This is a genomic window from Aeromonas sp. sif2416 (genome assembly GCF_019218665.1).
GTDB classification, from domain to species: domain Bacteria; phylum Pseudomonadota; class Gammaproteobacteria; order Enterobacterales; family Aeromonadaceae; genus Aeromonas; species Aeromonas encheleia.
Genome location: NZ_JAHUXC010000017.1, coordinates 38,459 through 56,564, shown reverse-complemented (window position 1 = coordinate 56,564; position 18,106 = coordinate 38,459). Strand labels below are relative to the sequence as shown.

General features: G+C 64.0%; 19 protein-coding genes and 1 pseudogene. 8 read left to right on the top strand and 12 right to left on the bottom strand.

All coding sequences use genetic code 11. From position 1 onward, the window contains the following. Positions 1 to 49 precede the first annotated feature (49 nt). Positions 50 to 379, top strand: a complete 330-nt coding sequence (locus tag KW821_RS20620; protein ID WP_218292731.1) for a YnjH family protein — start codon at positions 50 to 52, stop codon at positions 377 to 379. A 630-nt stretch (positions 380 to 1,009) separates the two neighbouring features. On the opposite strand, the gene KW821_RS20615 is transcribed toward KW821_RS20620, so the two are convergent. After that, entirely contained in the window at positions 1,010 to 2,455 is a 1,446-nt protein-coding gene (locus tag KW821_RS20615; protein WP_218292730.1) for a catalase, read from the bottom strand. Positions 2,456 to 2,618: 163 nt separating this feature from the next. Between KW821_RS20615 and KW821_RS20610 the strand changes: the two genes are divergently transcribed. Further along, the gene (locus KW821_RS20610; RefSeq protein WP_218292746.1) at positions 2,619 to 3,107 is read left to right on the top strand and encodes a GNAT family N-acetyltransferase; all 489 of its coding nucleotides are present in this window, start codon (positions 2,619 to 2,621) and stop codon (positions 3,105 to 3,107) included. Further along, positions 3,104 to 3,979: a GyrI-like domain-containing protein gene (locus KW821_RS20605; RefSeq protein WP_218292729.1), complete on the top strand. Its 876-nt coding sequence runs from the start codon at positions 3,104 to 3,106 to the stop codon at positions 3,977 to 3,979. Before KW821_RS20610 ends, KW821_RS20605 begins: the two co-directional genes overlap by 4 nt. Positions 3,980 to 4,024: 45 nt before the next feature. Here KW821_RS20605 and KW821_RS20600 read toward each other — a convergent pair. From KW821_RS20600 to KW821_RS20590, 3 genes and pseudogenes are all read right to left on the bottom strand, one after another. After that, a pseudogene (locus KW821_RS20600) lies at positions 4,025 to 4,123 on the bottom strand (EamA family transporter); the annotation flags it as partial. Positions 4,124 to 4,140: 17 nt separating this feature from the next. Further along, positions 4,141 to 5,052, bottom strand: coding sequence for a DMT family transporter (locus KW821_RS20595; protein ID WP_218292728.1), 912 nt, complete (start codon positions 5,050 to 5,052; stop codon positions 4,141 to 4,143). A 318-nt stretch (positions 5,053 to 5,370) separates the two neighbouring features. Then, positions 5,371 to 5,811, bottom strand: a complete 441-nt coding sequence (locus KW821_RS20590; protein WP_218292727.1) for a DUF2214 family protein — start codon at positions 5,809 to 5,811, stop codon at positions 5,371 to 5,373. Positions 5,812 to 5,978: 167 nt separating this feature from the next. Between KW821_RS20590 and KW821_RS20585 the strand changes: the two genes are divergently transcribed. Continuing rightward, positions 5,979 to 7,541 (top strand): sensor domain-containing diguanylate cyclase, encoded by a 1,563-nt coding sequence (locus KW821_RS20585; RefSeq protein WP_218292745.1) that lies wholly within the window; start codon positions 5,979 to 5,981, stop codon positions 7,539 to 7,541. Between the two features lie 15 nt (positions 7,542 to 7,556). Here the strand turns inward: KW821_RS20585 and KW821_RS20580 are convergent, their stop codons facing one another. The 6 genes from KW821_RS20580 to KW821_RS20555 all read right to left on the bottom strand — a co-directional run bounded on the left by KW821_RS20580 (position 7,557) and on the right by KW821_RS20555 (position 12,967). Beyond that, complete coding sequence (locus tag KW821_RS20580) at positions 7,557 to 8,216, bottom strand: HAD family phosphatase (protein ID WP_218292726.1); 660 nt, start codon at positions 8,214 to 8,216, stop codon at positions 7,557 to 7,559. 73 nt (positions 8,217 to 8,289) lie between these two features. Continuing rightward, entirely contained in the window at positions 8,290 to 9,297 is a 1,008-nt protein-coding gene (locus KW821_RS20575) for an ABC transporter ATP-binding protein (RefSeq protein WP_218292725.1), read from the bottom strand. Between the two features lie 6 nt (positions 9,298 to 9,303). After that, positions 9,304 to 10,080, bottom strand: a complete 777-nt coding sequence (locus tag KW821_RS20570) for an ABC transporter permease (protein WP_218292724.1) — start codon at positions 10,078 to 10,080, stop codon at positions 9,304 to 9,306. Positions 10,081 to 10,175: 95 nt separating this feature from the next. Beyond that, complete coding sequence (locus KW821_RS20565; protein WP_218292723.1) at positions 10,176 to 11,072, bottom strand: ABC transporter permease subunit; 897 nt, start codon at positions 11,070 to 11,072, stop codon at positions 10,176 to 10,178. After that, on the bottom strand, positions 11,072 to 11,911 hold the full coding sequence (locus tag KW821_RS20560) for an alkaline phosphatase family protein (RefSeq protein ID WP_218292722.1): 840 nt from the start codon (positions 11,909 to 11,911) through the stop codon (positions 11,072 to 11,074). Before KW821_RS20560 ends, KW821_RS20565 begins: the two co-directional genes overlap by 1 nt. Positions 11,912 to 11,920: 9 nt before the next feature. Then, positions 11,921 to 12,967, bottom strand: coding sequence for an ABC transporter substrate-binding protein (locus tag KW821_RS20555; RefSeq protein WP_084228333.1), 1,047 nt, complete (start codon positions 12,965 to 12,967; stop codon positions 11,921 to 11,923). Between the two features lie 238 nt (positions 12,968 to 13,205). Here KW821_RS20555 and KW821_RS20550 point away from each other — a divergent pair, with 238 nt between their 5' ends. Beyond that, complete coding sequence (locus tag KW821_RS20550) at positions 13,206 to 13,991, top strand: UTRA domain-containing protein (RefSeq protein WP_218292721.1); 786 nt, start codon at positions 13,206 to 13,208, stop codon at positions 13,989 to 13,991. A 155-nt stretch (positions 13,992 to 14,146) separates the two neighbouring features. Here KW821_RS20550 and KW821_RS20545 read toward each other — a convergent pair whose 3' ends face one another. Together KW821_RS20545 and KW821_RS20540 are read right to left on the bottom strand one after the other, a co-directional pair. After that, on the bottom strand, positions 14,147 to 14,911 hold the full coding sequence (locus KW821_RS20545) for a helix-turn-helix transcriptional regulator (RefSeq protein WP_042653407.1): 765 nt from the start codon (positions 14,909 to 14,911) through the stop codon (positions 14,147 to 14,149). Between the two features lie 442 nt (positions 14,912 to 15,353). Then, entirely contained in the window at positions 15,354 to 16,268 is a 915-nt protein-coding gene (locus tag KW821_RS20540; RefSeq protein ID WP_042653406.1) for a LysR family transcriptional regulator, read from the bottom strand. Between the two features lie 255 nt (positions 16,269 to 16,523). Here KW821_RS20540 and KW821_RS20535 point away from each other — a divergent pair, with 255 nt between their 5' ends. From KW821_RS20535 to KW821_RS20525, 3 genes are all read left to right on the top strand, one after another. Then, positions 16,524 to 16,856 (top strand): hypothetical protein, encoded by a 333-nt coding sequence (locus tag KW821_RS20535; RefSeq protein ID WP_042653405.1) that lies wholly within the window; start codon positions 16,524 to 16,526, stop codon positions 16,854 to 16,856. Positions 16,857 to 16,886: 30 nt separating this feature from the next. Further along, on the top strand, positions 16,887 to 17,573 hold the full coding sequence (locus KW821_RS20530) for a pirin family protein (RefSeq protein WP_218292720.1): 687 nt from the start codon (positions 16,887 to 16,889) through the stop codon (positions 17,571 to 17,573). 84 nt (positions 17,574 to 17,657) lie between these two features. Next, on the top strand, positions 17,658 to 18,050 hold the full coding sequence (locus tag KW821_RS20525) for a DoxX family protein (protein ID WP_218292719.1): 393 nt from the start codon (positions 17,658 to 17,660) through the stop codon (positions 18,048 to 18,050). The last annotated feature ends 56 nt before the right edge of the window (positions 18,051 to 18,106 follow it).

The following is an 18,106-nucleotide window of genomic DNA, read 5'->3' as shown; positions in this document are numbered from 1 at the left end:
TGATGGTCGCTTTAGTGGATCACACCCTCGTCGTCACAGGTTTCATCTCATGCTCAGAACCGCGTTTTATCTGTTTGCCCTGACGGGCCTCACCCCGGTGCTCGCCGCCCCGGCCGCCAACTCCCTCAGCCATGGGGTGGGGGCGGAGCTGGTGTTGCCGCTTGGCGCCTTGCCGGAGCGGGTCTGCTGGTATCAGGATCAAAAATACTCCCTCGGTGCCCGCATCCAGCAGGGTGACGGCTGGCTGGAGTGCGGCCCGCAAAACGCGCAGGAGAGCAACGGCCCCCTGGCCTGGCGCGAGCCTGTGGTGCGTCTGCCCGCCGCCAAAGGGGCCGCCAAAGGGGCCGCCAATAGAGAGACGATCAGCGTGGGCCAGTGAGGCTTTTCTTGATCCAGCTACAGACATGGAAGTGATCTCTGTCGCATAATGCGGCTCTTTCTTCTCTTGGCTGGGACCTAAGAAATGGCTCGTCGCTCTTCCAATATGCAACGTCGTCGCAGTAGTTGGTGGTACAAACGCCTGTTGGTACGGGAACGGGCAGAGCGCGAAGCGCGTTCCGTTCGGGATTGAAGCAGCATCGGTAAACGGAGCCCCAGGGCTCCGTTTTTTATTCATCAGACCGGGCGTCGCTCTTCCTCCCTTTATCCAATCCAACGCCGTCGCAGCAGTGGGTGGTACAAACGCCTGTTGGGTCGGGAACGGGCAGAGCGCGAGGGCGCTGCGTTCGGGATTGAAACAGCATCGGTAAGCGGAGCCCCAGGGCTCCGTTTTTTATTCCTCAGACCGGGCGTCGCTCTTCCTCCCTTTATCCAATCCAACGTCGTCGCAGCAGTGGGTGGTACAAACGCCTGTTGGGTTGGGAACGGGCAGAGCGCGAAGCGCGTTCCGTTCGGGATTGAAACAGCATCGGTAAACGGAGCCCCAGGGCTCCGTTTTTTATTCATCAAATATCTATGCTGCAAAAAAGGGGGGCCTGATGGCCCCCTTTTTGTATTGCATGCCGGCGGCCTAGCGCTGCAGGGCGGCCAGCGCCAGCTCGACCCGCTTGGCGTATTCCGGATCGGCCTGCTCCAGGTGCCTGAGCTGGACCGCGACTATGGCGTCATCCTCCACCTGGATGAGGGAGCGCGCCAGGTTGGCGGCGAGCCGTGAGCGCTGCCCCTCGTCCATGAGGCGGAACAGCTGGCCCGGCTGGCTGTAGTAATCGCTGTCGTAGTCGCGGAAGTCGTAGTGCAGGGCGGCCCCTTCCAGGCTCAGCGCCGGCTCGTGCTGCTCGCTCGGCTGCTGGGTGCCGAAGCGGTTCGGCTGGTAGTTCGGGCTGGCGCCGCCGTTGCCGTCGCTGCGCATGGCACCATCGCGATGGGCGCCGCTGAACGGGCAGCGGGGGGCGTTGACCGGCAGCAGGCCATGGTTGACCCCGAGGCGGTAGCGCTGGGTATCGCCATAGGAGAACAGCCGACCCTGCAGCATGCGATCCGGCGAGAAGCCGATGCCGGGCACCACGTTGGCCGGGGTGAAGGCGGCCTGCTCCACGTGGGCGAAGTAGTTGTCCGGGTTCTGGTTCAGCTCCAGCACCCCGACCGGGATCAGCGGGTAGTCGCCGTGGGGCCACACCCTGGTGAGATCGAAGGGGTGGATGTGGTAGCTGTGGGCCTCCGCCTCCGGCATCACCTGCACATAGACCTTCCAGCGCGGGAAGTCGCCCCGCTCGATGGCGTTGTAGAGATCCGCCTGGCTGCTCTCCCTATCCTGGCCGACCACGGTGGCGGCCTCTTCATCCGTGTAGAAGCTGTGACCCTGCTCGCTCTTGAAGTGGAACTTGACCCAGGAGCGCTCGTTGGCGTCGTTGATGAAGCTGAAGGTGTGGCTGCCGTAGCCGTTCATCTCCCGCAGGCTCTTGGGGATGCCGCGATCGCTGAACAAGATGGTGACCTGGTGCAGGGACTCCGGGTGACGGGACCAGAAATCCCAGGCGGCGGTGGCGCTGCGCAGGTTGGTGCGCGGATCCCGCTTCTGGGTGTGGATGAAGTCCGGGAACTTGAGAGGATCGCGGATAAAGAAGACAGGGGTGTTGTTGCCCACCAGATCCCAGTTGCCCTGCTCGGTGTAAAACTTCAAGGCGAAGCCGCGCACGTCGCGCTCGGCATCGGCGGCGCCCTTCTCCCCCGCCACAGTGGAGAAGCGCAGGAACACCGGGGTCTGCTTGCCGACGCTGTTGAACAGATCGGCCTTGCTGAACCGGCTGATGTCGTGGGTCAGGGTAAAGGTCCCGTAGGCGCCGGAGCCCTTGGCGTGAACCACCCGCTCCGGGATCCGCTCCCGATCGAAATGCGCCAGCTTCTCCATCAACCAGATGTCTTGCATCAGCACCGGACCACGGGGGCCGGCGGTGAGGCTGTTGTTGTTGTCGACGACGGGGGCGCCATTGGCGCTATGCAGGCTCTTGTCAGTCATGGGGCATCTCCTTGTGATGATGGGGGCACGATACGGCAAGGGGCGCGAGCGGGGCCAATTGGTCATCTCTAAGTGTTTGATAGGTAGCCCTAATGGAGTTGGCTACGGACACAAAGGGCGCTATTTTGGACGGATGTTTACGCATCAGGGAGGAGAGGGGATGATTGATATCAGGATTCGTCAGGCGGAGGCCGGCGATGCCCAGGGGCTGCGGGATCTCTATGCCATGCCAAAGGCTCAGGCAGGCACGCTGCAGATGCCCTATCCGACCCTGGCCATGTGGCAGCAACGGCTCGGTGAATACGGTGGTCATGGTCTGGTGGCCATAGTGGACGGCCTGCTGGTCGGTAATCTCGGGCTCTCGATCGAGCCGAATCCGAGGCGTCGCCATGTGGCTTCTTTTGGCATGGGGGTACGGGATGACTGGGCCGGCCGTGGGGTGGGCTCGGCCCTGCTGGGGGCGGCGGTGGATCTGGCGGATAACTGGCTCAACCTGCAGCGGCTCGAGCTGACCGTCTACAGCGACAATGCCCCCGCCATCGCGCTCTATCGCAAGTTCGGCTTCGAGCAGGAGGGCTGCGCGCCCGCCTATGCGTTCCGGCAGGGGCGCTTCGTGGATGCGCTCCATATGGGGAGAGTACGCGTAGCATGATCGACTATCGTGCCCGCCTGCGGCCCGCCATCCGGGCTCTGGAGCAGGATCCCGAGCTGAGCCTGACCGAGGTGGCGGCCCTGGCCTGCCTCTCCTGCTACCACTTTCACCGGATCTTCACCGCCGTCACCGGCGAGTCCCCCGGCGAGATGCAGCGCCGGCTGCGGCTGGAGCGGGCCGCGGTGGCGCTGCGTTACGGCCAGGCGCCGGTGACCAGCGTGGCCCTGGCGGCGGGCTTCGCCAGCTCCCAGGCCTTCGCCAAGGCGTTTCGCAAGCAGTTTGCCATGACCCCGGGTGAGGTACGCAGCCACCCGGAGCGGCTGCCAAACAGCAAAATCGGACACCTGGAGAGCAAGCATGGACACGCATCCGAGCCGGCCGCCGGTCATGATGAGGGGGTGTCAAACGAGAGGAGTTTCAGGATGAAAACCGAACAGATGAGTGGCCGCACCCTGGCCTATATTCGCGTCACCGGCCCCTATGGTGAGGGCTATGGCCCCGTCTGCCAGCGGCTCTATCAGTGGGCGGCGGCGCGCGGGCTGGCGGAGGCGGAGTGGATCTTCATCTACCACGACAACCCCGAGGTGACGGCGCCGGCCCTGTGTCGCACCGATATCGGGGTGACGGTGCCGGCGGGCACATCGACCCAGGGGGAGGTGGAGAGCCAGCTCATCCCCGCCGGCCGCTACGCCCAGTCCCGCTACCTCATCACGGATCGCAGCCAGTACGGCGCGCTGTGGCAGGAACACATCGGCGAGGTGGTGGCCGCCGGGCTGGAGTTCAGCGACGGCCCCTGCTTCGAGCTCTACCACAGCATGAGTGACGATCCCCTGCGCGACGATGTCAGCTTCTGTTCCAGCGTCAGGGGCTAGACCGCTCCCGACAGCAACGAGGCGCCCACGGGCGCCTCGTTGCATTCAAGACTGGCTGGGCACCTTGTCCCGACGGGATTTCCACCACCAGCGCAGCCGGATCTGGGAGATGAGCATACCCGCCAGCATCAGGCTGCAACCGACCGATGATGACGCGCTCGTCAAGATTGGCTGGGCACCTTGTCCCGGCGGGATTTCCACCACCAGCGCAGCCGGATCTGGGAGATGAGCATACCCGCCAGCATCAGGCTGCAACCGACGACGGCTCGTTCGTCCAGGGTCTCGCCGAGCAGCAGCACGCCCCCTATGGCGGCGAACACCGTCTCCAGGCTGAGGATGATGGCGGCGTGGGCCGGATGGGCGCCGCGCTGGCCGACCACCTGCAGGGTGTAGCCGATGCCGACCGACACCAGACCGGCGTAGAGCAAGGCCTGCCAGCCCGCCACGGCCCCCGTCAGGGTCGGCGTCTCGATGACGAAGGCGGTGGCCAGGCTGAGCAGGCCGCACACCAGGAACTGCACCCCGGCGAGGCGGATAGGCGCGACCCGGTTCGAGTAGTGATCCAGCACCAGCAGATGGATGGCCCAGAACAGGGCGCCGGCGACCTGCAACAGATCCCCGTAACCCATGCTGAAGTCTTCGGTCACGCTGAGGTAGTAGAGCCCGGCCATGGCGATGAGGGCGCCGACCCAGGTGTTGGTCCCGGTCTTGTGGCGCAGGGCCAGGCCGATGACGGGCACCAGTATGATGTAGAGGCCGGTGATGAAGCCCGCCTTGGCGGCCGTGGTGTAGAGCAGTCCCACCTGCTGCAGGGAGGCGGCACTGAACAGCACTGTGCCGGCGAGCAGGCCGCCGGTCAGCAGCAACCGGTGATCGCCGGACGGTTGCCCGGGTTGTGGCCTGGGCTGGCGTGATTTGAGCCACCACAGCAGCGGCAGCAGGGAGGAGGCGCCGAGCAGGAAGCGCAGGCCGTTGAAGGTGAAAGGCCCCATGTGATCCATCCCCAGGCGCTGGGCGACGAAGCCCAGTCCCCAGATGGCGGCGGCCATCAATAACATCATGTTCGAACGCATACGGATTCATCCCTGAGCAGGCGGTAGAAGAGGCACTCCTGAGCCCCCTTGCCACGATACCCTCGTGCGGGGGACTTTGTCGCCAGCGATTTGCATCTTTGGATCGAGGGGGAGGAGGTCAATCGCGGCACCATGGCGATGCAGGATCCCGATAGTGCTCAGCCATTGGCAATCCTGGCCAGCAAGGGCAACAGGGCGAGCAGCAGAACGGTGTGCAGGATCCAGAGTGTTCTCCGCTATTGGCGATCCTGGCCAGTAAGGGCAACAAGGCGAGCGGTAGCAGAATGGTGCGCAGGAGCCAGATCAGCCTGCAACGCTTCAGCCATTGGCAATCTTGGCCAGCAAGGGTAGCAGGGCGAGCAGCAGCAGGTTGCCGCGCAGGATCCAGATCACCCAGAACTGCTGCTGGATGGAGACCAGGGGCGGGCGCCCCTGGCGCAGGGAGCGGCGCCAGTGATGGAACAGCCGGCTGGGATAGCCGAAGCTGATGGCCATGGCGAAGAACAGCAGCAGCTTGGTGCGATAGCCGGGGTTGGTGAGCAGAGTGACCGGCGCCACCGGGTGGGCGAGCAGCAGCAAGACGCCGGTGATGAAGATGAGCAACAGCGCCACCGCCGCCAGGCTGTCTGCCAGCAGCAGCTTGCGAACCTGATCGATGGACATTCCGCGCCGGAACAGAAAATAGACCGAGGTCACGGCCCCGGTCAGGGTGATCACGGCGCAATAGTGCAGCGCCATCAACAGATCCGGGTTCAACATCGGAGCCAGTTCCCTCTCGTCGACCTCATCACAAGCTTCCTTTTGGACGCCATCCGGCGGGGCTGATATTCTGACACTACATCACATCTTACGGTAGCCGGGGGCCTGGATTGGCCAAGCGCGACAAGCGGGTTGTTACCACGCAAAACTGGTCCCTGGTTGCTCGCATGCGACTGGGGCTGGTATTGCTGTTTCTGCCGGTGCTGATGCTGGGCAGTATCTACTACCTGCACATGGAACGCAGCCTGCAAAGCGAGCTGCAGCAGCGCCTGCTCACCACCAATCAGCAGTTGCAGCACACCTTCATCGAGCCCTATCTCAACGAGCTTGAACGCCAGTTTATCCTGATTTACGACCGGGTGAAGGTCGAGGACTTCAGCGGCCCTGTCTTGCTGAACCCGGAACATTATCTGCGGGAGTGGGCGCTCTACAAGGGCGTCATCGCCGATCTCAGCTATGCCTATGTGGGCACAGCTCAGGGCAACATGCTGATCTACCCCGCGCCTGAGGTACCCGCCGAGTACGATCCCAGGTCCCGCCCCTGGTACCAGCTGGCCAGCCAGCATGTGGGCCAGATGGTGTGGACCGAACCCTATCAGGGCTATGGCGACTATCAGAACATACTGATGGTCTCCCTGGCGCGGGCGCTGGTGGACAAGCAGGGCAGGGTGCAGGGCGTGCTGGCCATCGATGCCGTGCTGGCCCCCTTCTCGGCCCAGCTGAATCGCCAGCCGGGCTCGGGTTATCAGATGATCATCAACTCGTCCGGTAAGGTGCTGGCAGGGCCGGATCCCGATCGGCTGCTCAAGTCCATGCCCTCTCCCCAGTGGCGCGCCCAGTTCAGCCAGAATGAGGGCATCTTCCTGGATGCCGAGTCCCGGCAGTACGTGGCCTACCGTCGTCTGCCCCGCTGGAACTGGGTGCTGATCAGCGTCCAGCCCGCGGCCAGCGTGCAGGCCGTGGTGACGAGCGCCTCCCTCAACGTGCTGGGGGTGGTGGTGCTGGCCAGCGTGCTCTATGTGCTGCTGGCCCTGCTCTGGGCCCGCAACTTCAGGCGCATGCTCGACGAGATCTCGACCATGATCCGGGCCAGCCGCCTGCGCCCCGACGATGTGCCTCAGGGGGGGATGCGCGAGCTCAGCCGGGTCTATGCCGAGCTGGCCGAGGTAAGCAAGGATTATCATGAGGTGCGCCAGCAGGCCAACATGGACAAGCTGACCGGCCTCTACAACCGGCGCTTCTTCGATGAGCGGCTGCAGCACCTGCTGCTCGAGCAGCAGCCCTTCTGCCTGGCCATGCTGGATCTCGACAACTTCAAGCGGGTCAACGATACCTACGGCCACCACACCGGGGACGTGGTGCTCAAGCGGGTGGCTGCGCTCGGCAACCAGCTGCTGGGGGATCATGGCTGGGTCTGCCGCTACGGCGGCGAGGAGCTGATGGTGCTGCTGGTCAAGTCGGATGTGCACTTCTGCCTGATGCTGCTCGAGCAGTTCCGGCTCGGGGTGACCTCGCTGGACTGGCGCGAACCCGGCCTCAGGCTGACCTTCAGCGGCGGGCTGGTGGCGAGCGTCCCCGGTCTGGATGCCAAGGGGTTGCTCGACATCGTCGATGCCGAGGTCTATCGCGCCAAGCGGGATGGCAAGAACCGCATCTACCTCGGCCAGCCGCCCGGGCCGGCCGAGGACGTCTCGCCCCAGGGGAGCCTGCTGAGCAACGAAGAGACCTGAGGGTCTCTTCTGTTTTCAGGCCGCCAGCCGCCAGCTCAGGGTCGGCCAGCTCAGCGCCTCGGCGACCTGGCGCAGGCTGGGGGCGGGGTTGACCGCATGGGGATGGGCCACCGCCCGCAGCAGCGGCAGATCGTTGTGGGAGTCGCTGTAGCCGTGGCTCTCCTGCCAGAGTCCGGCCTGGCCGGCGAACAGCTGCTCGATGCGGGCCACCTTGCCCTCTCTAAAGCTCAGGGTGCCCCGGGTCTGGCCGGTCAGCATGCCCTGCTGCTCCTCCAGCAGGATGGCGACGCAGTGATCCATCCCCAGCATCCTGGCCATGGGCGCCACCAGATGCTCGCCGGAGGCGGAGATCAGCACCAGCTCGTCACCGCGCTTCCGATGCCACTCGATGCGGGCCAGCCCCTCCGGGTAGATCCGTTCCCGCAGCACCCGCTCGGCGAAGTGCTGACACTGCTGATCCAGCCAGTGGCGGGACTTGCCCACCAGGGGTTGCAGGGTAAAGGCCATGTACTGGTGCATGTCCATCTTGCCCTGATGGTAGAGGGACATCATGGCCTGCTCCTCGGCGACCATGGCCGCCGGGGCCAGCTCCTGCGCCACCATGTGCTCCAGCCAGAGGCTGGCAGAATCCCCGGCAATCAGGGTCTCGTCCAAATCAAAGAGTGCCAGTGCCATATCGGCTCCTTGCTATTAAAACGGTGGTCACGCTGGTGGCGCAACCGGTGAAAAGAGAGTGCACGCCAAGGGGTTATGCTACCTCACACAGCTGATCCCGGGCGACCGTCAGGGTGACTGTGGTGCCCACCGCCAGCAGATCCCGGGCCGAGCGGTTGAGCAGATCCACCGTCAGCAGGCCGGCCGCGCACTCCACCTGGTAGCGGATGACGTTGCCGAGCAACTGCTGCTGACGCACTATGCCGGGCAGGCTGGGATCCTGGCTGTCGGCGCCCGCCGGCAGCAGGTTGATGGACTCGGGCCGCAGGGCCAGCTGGGTATGAGTGCGCGGGCCGCAGAGGGCGCTGGCCTGCTGCGGGGTCAGCAGGTTGTAGTGGCCGATGAAGCTCGCCACGAAGGCGCTGGCGGGCCTGGTGTAGATCTGCTCCGGCGTGCCGCTTTGTACTATCTCTCCCTCGTTCATCAGGAACACCCGATCCGACAGGGTCAGCGCCTCCTCCTGATCGTGGGTGACGAACAGGGTGGTCAGCTCGAGCCGCTGCTGGATCTCGCGGATCTGCAGGCGCAGGCTGCGACGGATGCGGGCATCCAGGGCCGACAGCGGTTCGTCCAGCAGCAGGATCCGCGGGCGCACCACCAGGGCTCGGGCCAGGGCGACCCGCTGGCGCTGGCCGCCGGAGAGCTCGCTCGGGTAACGGCGCTCGAAGCCGTCCAGCTCCACCAGACCGATCGCCTCCCTCACGCTGGCGGTCAGCTCCCGCCCCGGCTGGGGTTTCATTCTGAGGCCGAAGGCCACGTTGTCCCACACCGTCATGTTGGGGAACAGGGCATAGCTCTGGAACACCATGCCGATGCCGCGCTTCTGGGGGGCTTGCCAGGTGATATCCTCACCGGCGACCCGCACCTGACCGCCATCGACTGGGGTCAGCCCGGCCAGGGCGCGCAGCAGGGTGGACTTGCCGCAGCCGGAGGGGCCGAGCAGGGTCACCAGCTCCCCCTTGCGGATGCCGAATTCGATCCCTTCAAAGACCCTGGTCTCGCCGTAGGACTTGTGCAGTTGGCTTACTTCTAGATGGAACATGTTGGATCACCGATGGAATCTGTTCGCCGCCCAGGTGAGCAGCAGGGTCAGCAGGAAGTAGCTCATCACCAGCGCGCTGGTGAAGTGGCCCGAGGTGGATCTCATGTTGTAGAGATAGACCTGCAGCGTCTCGTAGCGGGTGCCCACCAGCATGTTGGCGAACACGAACTCGCCAAGCAGGAAGGAGAGTGACAGGAACAGCGCCGCCAGCAGCCCCTTGCGCAGGCAGGGCAGCACCACCAGGGCGAAGGCGCGTCCGCTGCTGGCGCCGAGCAGGTGGGCGGCATCCATCAGATCCTTGAGCGGCACCCCCTGCAGGCTGTTGGCCAGTGCCCGGTACATGAAGGGCAGCACTATGGTGAACCAGGTGCCGATCAGGATCCAGGGCGTGCCGATGAGGGGTAGCGGGCCGCTTGAGTAGATCTGCAGCAGCCCCACCGAGGAGACCACGGGCGGCACCGCGAAGGGCAGCAGGATCAGCAGGTTCATCCAGGGATCCAGACGGGGGAAGTAGTAGGCCACCACCAGCACGGTCGGCACCAGCACCAGGGTGCCCAGCAGCAGGGTCGCGAAGCAGACCAGCAGGCTGCGGCCGAAGGCGGCGAGGAAGCGCGGATCTCCCCACAACTTCAGATACCAGTCGAGGGTGAGGCCATCCGGCAGCAGGGTCGCCCCCCAGCGGGTGGAGAGGGAATAGACCAGGGTCGCCAGCAGGGGCAGCAGCAGGGTGGCTACCAGGGCGCTCAGCACCCAGCGCGGCCAGCTTGGTTTAAGATCATGCATGCCGCGTCCTCCCATTCTGATCGCGGCCGTCGCCACTGGCGCCTTGTGACTGGTTGATGGCATCCAGCGTGCTCGACACCAGACTCGGTTTAAGGTCACGCATGCTTGTTCCCCCTGTTCACATAACTCCTCTTCAGCAGCCACTGGTTGGCGGCCGTCACCACACCCAGCAGCAGCATCAGGATCACCGCCAGCGCCGCCGCCAGATTGGGCTCGAGGAAGATGTCGCCGGAGACCAGGCTGGCCACCCGGATGGTCACCAGATTGAAGTTGCCGGTGGTGAGGGCGTAGGCGGAGGCATAGGCCCCCACGGCGTTGGCAAACAGGATGATCAGGGTGCCGAGCAGGGCCGGGGTCAGCACCGGCAGCGCCACGTGCCACACATACTGCCGCTTGCTGGCACCGAGCAGGGCGGCGGCCTGGGGCCAGTCATCCTGCAGCGCATCGAAGGCCGGGTAGAGCAGCAAGAGGGCGAGGGGGATCTGGAAGTAGCTGTAGATGAGGATGAGCCCAGCGCCCGAATAGAGGTTGAAGCCGTCGATCCAGCCCCAGGACTTGAGCAGCAGGGTGAGGGCGCCGTTGATGCCGAGGATGATGATGAAGGCGAACGCCAGCGGCACGCCGCTGAAATTCCCGGTCATGGTGACGAAGGCGAGCAGCACGCGCTTGACCCGCTCGCCGCTGTGGCGCAGCGCCGCCGCCCCGAGCGTGCCGATGACCAGCCCCGCCAGGCTGGCGATGCCGGCGATGCGCAGGGAGTTGCCAAACGACTGCAGGTAGAAGGGGGAGCTGAGGATCTCCCGGTAATAGGCCAGGCCCCAGCCATCCGGGGTCTGAAAGCTGCCCACCAGCACCCAGACCATGGGGGCGAGCTGGAACAGGATCAGCAACAGGGCGAAGGGCAGCAGCACCAGGGCCGGCAGCCAGTGGCGACGGACGGGGCGCGGGATCGCGTCTTGATCCGCCAGGATCCTCGTGCTGGCAGGCATCATCAGTGCACCTCCCGCAGGCAGGCTGCCTTGAGCAGTTGGGGGCCGCGCGGCTTGTCGTGGGCAACCCCGAGCAGCTCGGCCATCAGGGCGCAGAGCTGGGTCTGTTGCAACTGCTGATCAGGCCCCTCCGGCCAGCGGCTGACGAAGGCGTCGCCAAACAGCCAGAGCGGCACGTTGCGCTCCTCGGGCAGGGTGCCGCCGTGGCTCAGATCCTCGTTCATGCCGTGATCCGCGGTGACCAGCACCTGATAGCCTTCCGCCAGCCACTGGGGCAGCAGATCGGCCAGCAGGCTGTCCATGCGCCGCGCCTGATTGCGGTACTGGCGGGAATCGAGCCCGAACCTGTGGCCCGCATCATCCACCCCCATGGGGTGGATCAGCAGGAAGTCGGGGTCATGCTGGGTCCTGAGCCACTCGCCGTCCATCAGCAGATGGCTGTCGGGGTAGCCGTCGTCCCAGTAGAAGCAGCCGTGCTGGATCGGCAGTTGCTCGTCCTGGGTGAAGCGATCCCTGGCCACCTGCCAGGGGCTGCGATTGTAGAGCTCGCTCACCCAGTGATAGGCCGCGGCCGCGGTGCCTTTGCCGCCGGCGCGGGCGAGATGGAAGATGGAGTCGTGCTGGCTGAGTCGGCTGACGCCGTTGTGGGTGATGCCGCTCGCCACCGGCGGCACCCCGGTCAGGATGCACTCGTAGAGCGGCCGGGAGAGGGAGGGCAGGGCGCAGCTCAGGGTCGTGAACAGGCCGCGTTCCGCCTCCACCATGCCTGTGAGGTAGCCCATGGCATGGGCTACCTCGGCAGACAGGCCATCCACAAGTACCAGTATCACCTTGTGTTGCACTGGCACTCCTTACTGCATGTTGATCATGACGGTTTCCTGCCACTGGCGCGGCAGGGCCTTGGAGCTCTGCTCCCAGGCGGCATGATCGCTGACCGGTTTGGCGTTGGCGTATTGCTCGGCCGGCAGCAGCTTGGCCTTGACGTCATCCGGCAGCACCACGTTGCTGCGGATGGGGCGGGCGTAGCCGCGCGCCAGGTTGACCTGACCGGCATCGGAGAGGATGTATTCCCGCGCCAGCTTGGCGGCGTTGGGGTTCTTGGCCCACTTGTTGATGATGGTGGTGTAACCGGCGATGACGGAGCCGTCGCTCGGGATCACCACGGCAAACTTGTTCGGGTCTATCTGGTCGCGGTAGTTGAGGGCGTTGAAGTCCCACAGCACGCCCACCTCCACCTCACCCTTCTCGATGTTGGCGATGGTCGGGTCGTTCAGCGACAGGCGGCCCTGCTTGGCCAACTGGCCGAACAGCTCCAACGCGGGCTTGAGATTCTTCTCGCTGCCGCCGGTGGCATAGGCCGCCGCCAGCACGCCGTTGTTGGCCTGGGAGGCGACACCCACATCCCCCAGGGTCACCTTGTAGTCACCGCCGAGCAGGGACTGCCAGCTGGTGGGGGCGGCCTTGACCAGATCCTTGTTGATCAGGAAGGCGATGGTGCCGGTATAGGCCAGCATCCAGTGACCGTCCGCATCCTTGGCCCAGTTCGGGATGTCCGCCCAGGTGGAGGGTTTGTAGGGCTGGGTGACCCCCTGCTTGACCGCGACCGGGCCGAAGGCGCCGCCCACGTCGCCGATGTCGGCGGTGGCATTGTCCCGCTCGGCGGCGAACTTGGCGATCTCCTGGGCCGAGCTCATGTCGGTGTCCTGGTGCTTGATGCCGTACACGCTGCCGATCTGCTGCCAGGTGTCCTTCCAGTTGGCCCAGCTGTCCGGCATGCCGATGCTGTTGAGCTGGCCTTCGCCGCGGGCGGCTTTCTCCAGATCCGCGATGTTGTCGGCGGCAAACAGTGGCTGACTGATGGCCGCCATGGCCAGTGCACTTGCGATCACGATTTTCATCATCCCATCCCTCTGGACTAGGTCAGTTAAGGTTCGAGAGGGATGCTAGAGGGGAAATATGACGGTGGCGGGGCGCTTTGATGGCAGTTTGATGACGGTTTCCGGCCGGGTTGCCAATGAGCGTCAACTCGACGATGGCGGGTACAAGGATGGCCCTTTGATGACGGCGACCCTGTCACGGGGCTGTCATCCTGCCGGGTTACAACCCAGAGTCGATAGCGGCTGGTCTATGCCAGCCATGAGCCACAGGGACCCGACAGTGAGCAACCGCAGAGAGCCATCCAAGAGTGAACAGATTTGCCAGATCCTGCGCCGCTACATCGGCAGCGGCCAGCTGGTGGCGGGACAGCAGCTGCCCGCCGAGCGCGCCCTGAGCGAGCGCTTCGCCACCACCCGCATCACCATCAAGGAGGCGCTTTCGAGCCTGGAGGCGGACGGCCTGATCTACCGGGCCGAGCGGCGCGGCTGGTTCGTGGCGCCGCCCAGGCTCACCTACGATCCCGCCATCCACACCCACTTCCACCAGTGGATCGGCGAGCAGCAGCGGGTGGCCGAGACCCGGGTGCTGGCCCACGGCGGCGCCCTGGCCAGCAGCGAGCTGTGCCACTGGATGGGGCTGGCCCCCTTCACCCCGCTCTACGAGATCCGCCGGCTGCGGTTGATCGACGCTCGCCCCGTGCTGCACGTCAGCCACCATCTGCTGGCCAGCCGCTTCCCCGATATCGCCGGCGCGCCGTTGGCGAGTTCCCTCACCGAGCTCTACCTGCAGCGTTATGGCATAGGCCAGGGCGGGGCCAGCCTGGAGATCACCCCCTCGGCGGCACGGGGCCCCATCGCCCGCGCCCTCAACCTGGCGGAGGGGAGCGCCGTGCTGCGGCTGGTGCGGGTCAACTACGACGAGCGGGGTGGGCTGGTGGACTGCGACATCGAGCACTGGCGCCCCGATGCCATCCGCATCAGCCTGGATACCCGGGCCCTGCAAGTCGCCAACGGGAGGCGCCTGCAGGAACCGATGCTGGATTAGGGACGCTCGGGGGCTATCCAGGCGGCGCGGGAGGGTTCAATGGCGATCCGCATCAGCCTGGATGGCCGTGCCATGCCGCCGCCCGGCGAGGGGAGGCGGCAGACGCGGATAACAGGTGAGGAAGGCGCAGCGGATCCCGGCAGGATCCTGCGGGATCAGTTGTCGATGTTGGGGATCAGGTCGTCGAAGCTCTGGTAGCCGCAGTCGGCCAGCTGCAGCGACATGGTGTAGGTCTTGCTGCCCTCCCGCTGGCCGATGGCGGGGCGGTTGAGCTTGAGCTCCTGATGCCAGTACTCCTTCATGCGGTCGATCAGCGCCAGCGCCTCGGCCTCGTCCAGGTGGAGCTGACAGAGCGCCATGTAGTTGTTGGACTTGTGCATGTTCTCCACCAGATAGTCCCCCAGCACCGCCATGGCCTGCCTGGCCTGCTGGCGGGCGAAGCGGCTGTGTTGCTCGAAGCTGATGCGCTCGCTGATGAGGAAGTGGTAGCTGTTGTCGATGCCGAGCTGCAGTATGCCGAGCTTCTCCAGCTTGCGCAGGTAGAGGTAGCAGGAGGCATCGGTCAGGCCATACTCCCGCTTCAGATCGATCAGGGTCTTGTCGCGCCAGAAGATGTTGGCGAGGAAGGCGTAGAGCCCGGGCTCCTTGTGGAATGCCTCATCCTGCTCCTGGGTGAAGACGGCGCGGCGGCTCTGGGCATCCTGGGTGCGGTCCAGCAACTCCTCGAACGACAGTCCCACCAGGTGACAGATCTCCAGCAGGGTGTCGAACGGCAGGGAGGGCTTGTTCATCATCCGCTTGATGGTGGCGATGGAGACACCCATGGCCTCGGCCAGAGTCTGGTAACGGATCCCCTTGTCGGTCAGGGTCTTCTTCAGGGTGTCGAGAACATGGTTGGCCAGGGTCTGGCTGTAGGTCATGCAACTATTCCTTTATCTGCATTTTTAGTCGTGTCAGAAAGTGAGTTATTTTTCTGTTTTGGGCTCAGATTTTGACACCTGTAAAAACCAGAGGAAATAAACCCGGCGAAAACGGCTGAAATGGCCTGACCAGTTATGAGGCAAGGTGGCAGATAATGACACTCTACGGTGCATATCCTTCAACCTTTCAACATTTTGCTGGTGATGCATAATACATCGCACATAATTCAACTCGAATCGGATTCATGACCTTCCTGGTTGAGAAAACGATTGTTTGCTTCCAATTTAAGGGTTTTTTTAACCGCAAGGTTTTATTCTTTCCTGGCATTGAGCGGAACTCGCAAGAGGTCCGCTTTTTCTTTTGTCCGAATCTGAGCCTGTCGTCAAGGATGGGGCGCATTTTTCGACACTTTCCCCCGGATCCGGGCTCAAACCATAGGGCTCACTCCCCCTTGCAGGGGAACAGCTTGGGGATCTCCCGCACCAGCCAGCTCTTGGCCTTGCCCATGGTATCCCGCCGCCAGGCCAGCACGACCTGGATCTGATGGCGATACTCCGGGCCTATCACCTTGAGGCGCCCCGCCTTGATGTCCTCCTCGATCCAGCTCAACGGCATGGTGCCCACGCCGATCCCGGCCAGCAGGGCGTCGCGTTTCTCGCTCATGGTGCTGACGGTGAGGCGCGGCTGCTTGTCGAGCAGCCGGTAGGTGAGCACGGGTTTGCGCAGGGCCGAGTCGGCGATGGCGATGGCGCGGTAGCGGCGCAGGGTATCGTCCGCCAGGGGCTCCGGCTCCTGGTGCAGCGGGTGATCCGGGTGGGCGACATAGAGCATCACCTCCTCCTGCAGCGGCTGGTGCTTGATGCCGGTCAGCATGATGTCGGGGTTGAGGGAGGAGATGAGCAGATCGGCGCGGCCATCTTCTAGGCACTCCCAGCTGCCCGCCAGCACCTCGGCCCGCAGCCGCAGCCGGGTGTCGGTGAGCTCGGCCAGGCGCTCCACCAGCGGGTAGAGTGCCTGCAGCGGCACCAGAGCATCCACGGCTATGGTGATGTCGGTCTCCCAGCCACGGGCCAGGGCCCGGGTCTCCCCCACCAGATGCTCGGCGGCCTCTAGCAGCACTCGGCCCCGCTCCAGCAGCATGCGCCCGGCCGGGGTGAACTTGGTGCGATGGCCGCTGCGATCGAACAGCATGGCGCCCAGCTCGTCTTCCAGCTTCTGTACCGTGTAGCTCAGCGCCGACGGCACCTTGCCCAGTTCATCGGCGGCGGCCGCGAAGCTGCCACGGCGCTCGATGGCATCCAGCACCCGGATGGCCTCCAGGGTCAGCGCCCGCTCCTTGTTCCCATCTTTGGCCATATCTACCCTTCAATTTTTTTGAATATGTTTGCCAGATTATCTCGCTAACAAGTTAAGACAAGCGACTCTATTATTCAATCACCGCTCGGACAGGATGGTTCAGCGACCAAATAAGTGCAGTTCAAGGCTGTGACCCCTCTCAAACAGGCGGTCAGTCGTCAGTAAAAGAACAACATAATATTTGAATAGTCTCTTGCATGGAGGCATTGGCCCAGGCCGAACGGCCTATCAATGACATAACAATTCAAGAGAGAAATGAGCATGAAAAACCTAATCAAGATGCTGGCCGTTGCAGGCCTGATGACCGCTGGTGCCGCCCAGGCCAGTGTCCCCGCCGACTTCAACGCCGCGCCTGGGGTCCTGTTTGTCAACTGGCAGGCCAGTGCCGCCGTCGACGGCCCTGCCAACCCCATGCTGGAGGTGCGTGACGAGTCTGGCGATGTGCTGGCATCCGTCCACGCCAGCCTGACGGGCACCCAGCAGGTGAAGATCCCGAGCCGCACCCAGGGCAACCTGACGGTCAGCCTGGGTGATCAGAGCAGCAGCTACCGCATCCCGTACGGGGTGGGTGGCGGTCGCCAGCGTTAATCAACCGTATCGATATTTGAGGAGCACACCATGATGAAATTGAGAGCCGCAGAAGAGCGAGGTCATGCCAACTTTGGCTGGCTGGACGCGCGTCACAGCTTCTCGTTCGGGCACTACTATGACCCGGACTGGATGGGACACTCGGTCTTGCGGGTCATCAATCAGGATCTGGTGTCGCCGGGTGGCGGATTCGCCACCCATCCTCATGCCAACATGGAGATCCTGACCTGCGTGCTGAGAGGCACCATAGAGCACAGGGACAGCCTCGGCCATGCCGAGCAGATCCCGGCCGGGGATTTCCAGCTGATGAGCGCAGGGTCCGGCATCCGGCACAGCGAGTACAACCCCTCGCAGACCGAGCCACTCTCCCTGTTGCAGATCTGGATCGAACCGAATGAATACGGCACTACCCCAGGCTATCAGCAGAAGAAGATAGAAGCCCAGCCCGGGCTGACGCTGGTGGCGTCACCCGAGGGTGAGGAAGGATCCTTCAGGATCCGCCAGCAGGCCAAGGTATGGCGACTGCAACTTGCCGCAGGGGAGACCCTCGAATGGGCATTGCAAGGCCGGCATGGTTACCTGCATATGATCTCGGGGGAGCTGACTGGCAACGGTCTGGCTGCCCGACCCGGCGATGGCCTGCTCAGCCGTGACGAGCAGGCCTGGGCGCTCACCGCCTCCCAGGCCAGTGAGGCCCTGTTATTTGATCTGCCCTGATAAATAAATCTTGGCGAAATGAATGAGTTAACAATTCGGTCTTACACTATTAACACAGTAATGGGTAATCAAAGGAATCTGATGATGGACAAGATGAAAGACGTGGCACTGCTGGTGAGTCGTGTACTGCTGGCGCTGATGTTTGTGATTGCGGGCTGGGGCAAGATCGGCGGTTATGCCGGTACCCAGGGTTACATGGAAGCCATGGGCGTGCCCGGGGCCGTGCTGCCGCTGGTGATCCTGCTGGAACTGGGTGGCGGTCTCGCCATAGTGCTGGGCCTGTTTACCCGTAGCATCGCCGTGCTGCTTGCCGGTTTCACCCTGATGGCGGCCTTCCTCTTCCACTATCAGCCTGCCGAACAGATGCAGATGCTGATGTTCATGAAGAACCTCTCCATCGCCGGTGGCTTCCTGGCCCTGGCGGCGGCCGGTGCGGGGGCCTTCAGCCTGGATGCCCGTCTCGGCAAGAACTGGTAATAGCCTGATAGTTCGAGTTTTCCAACGCCTTTGGCCGGTGCAGCAGCACCGGCTTT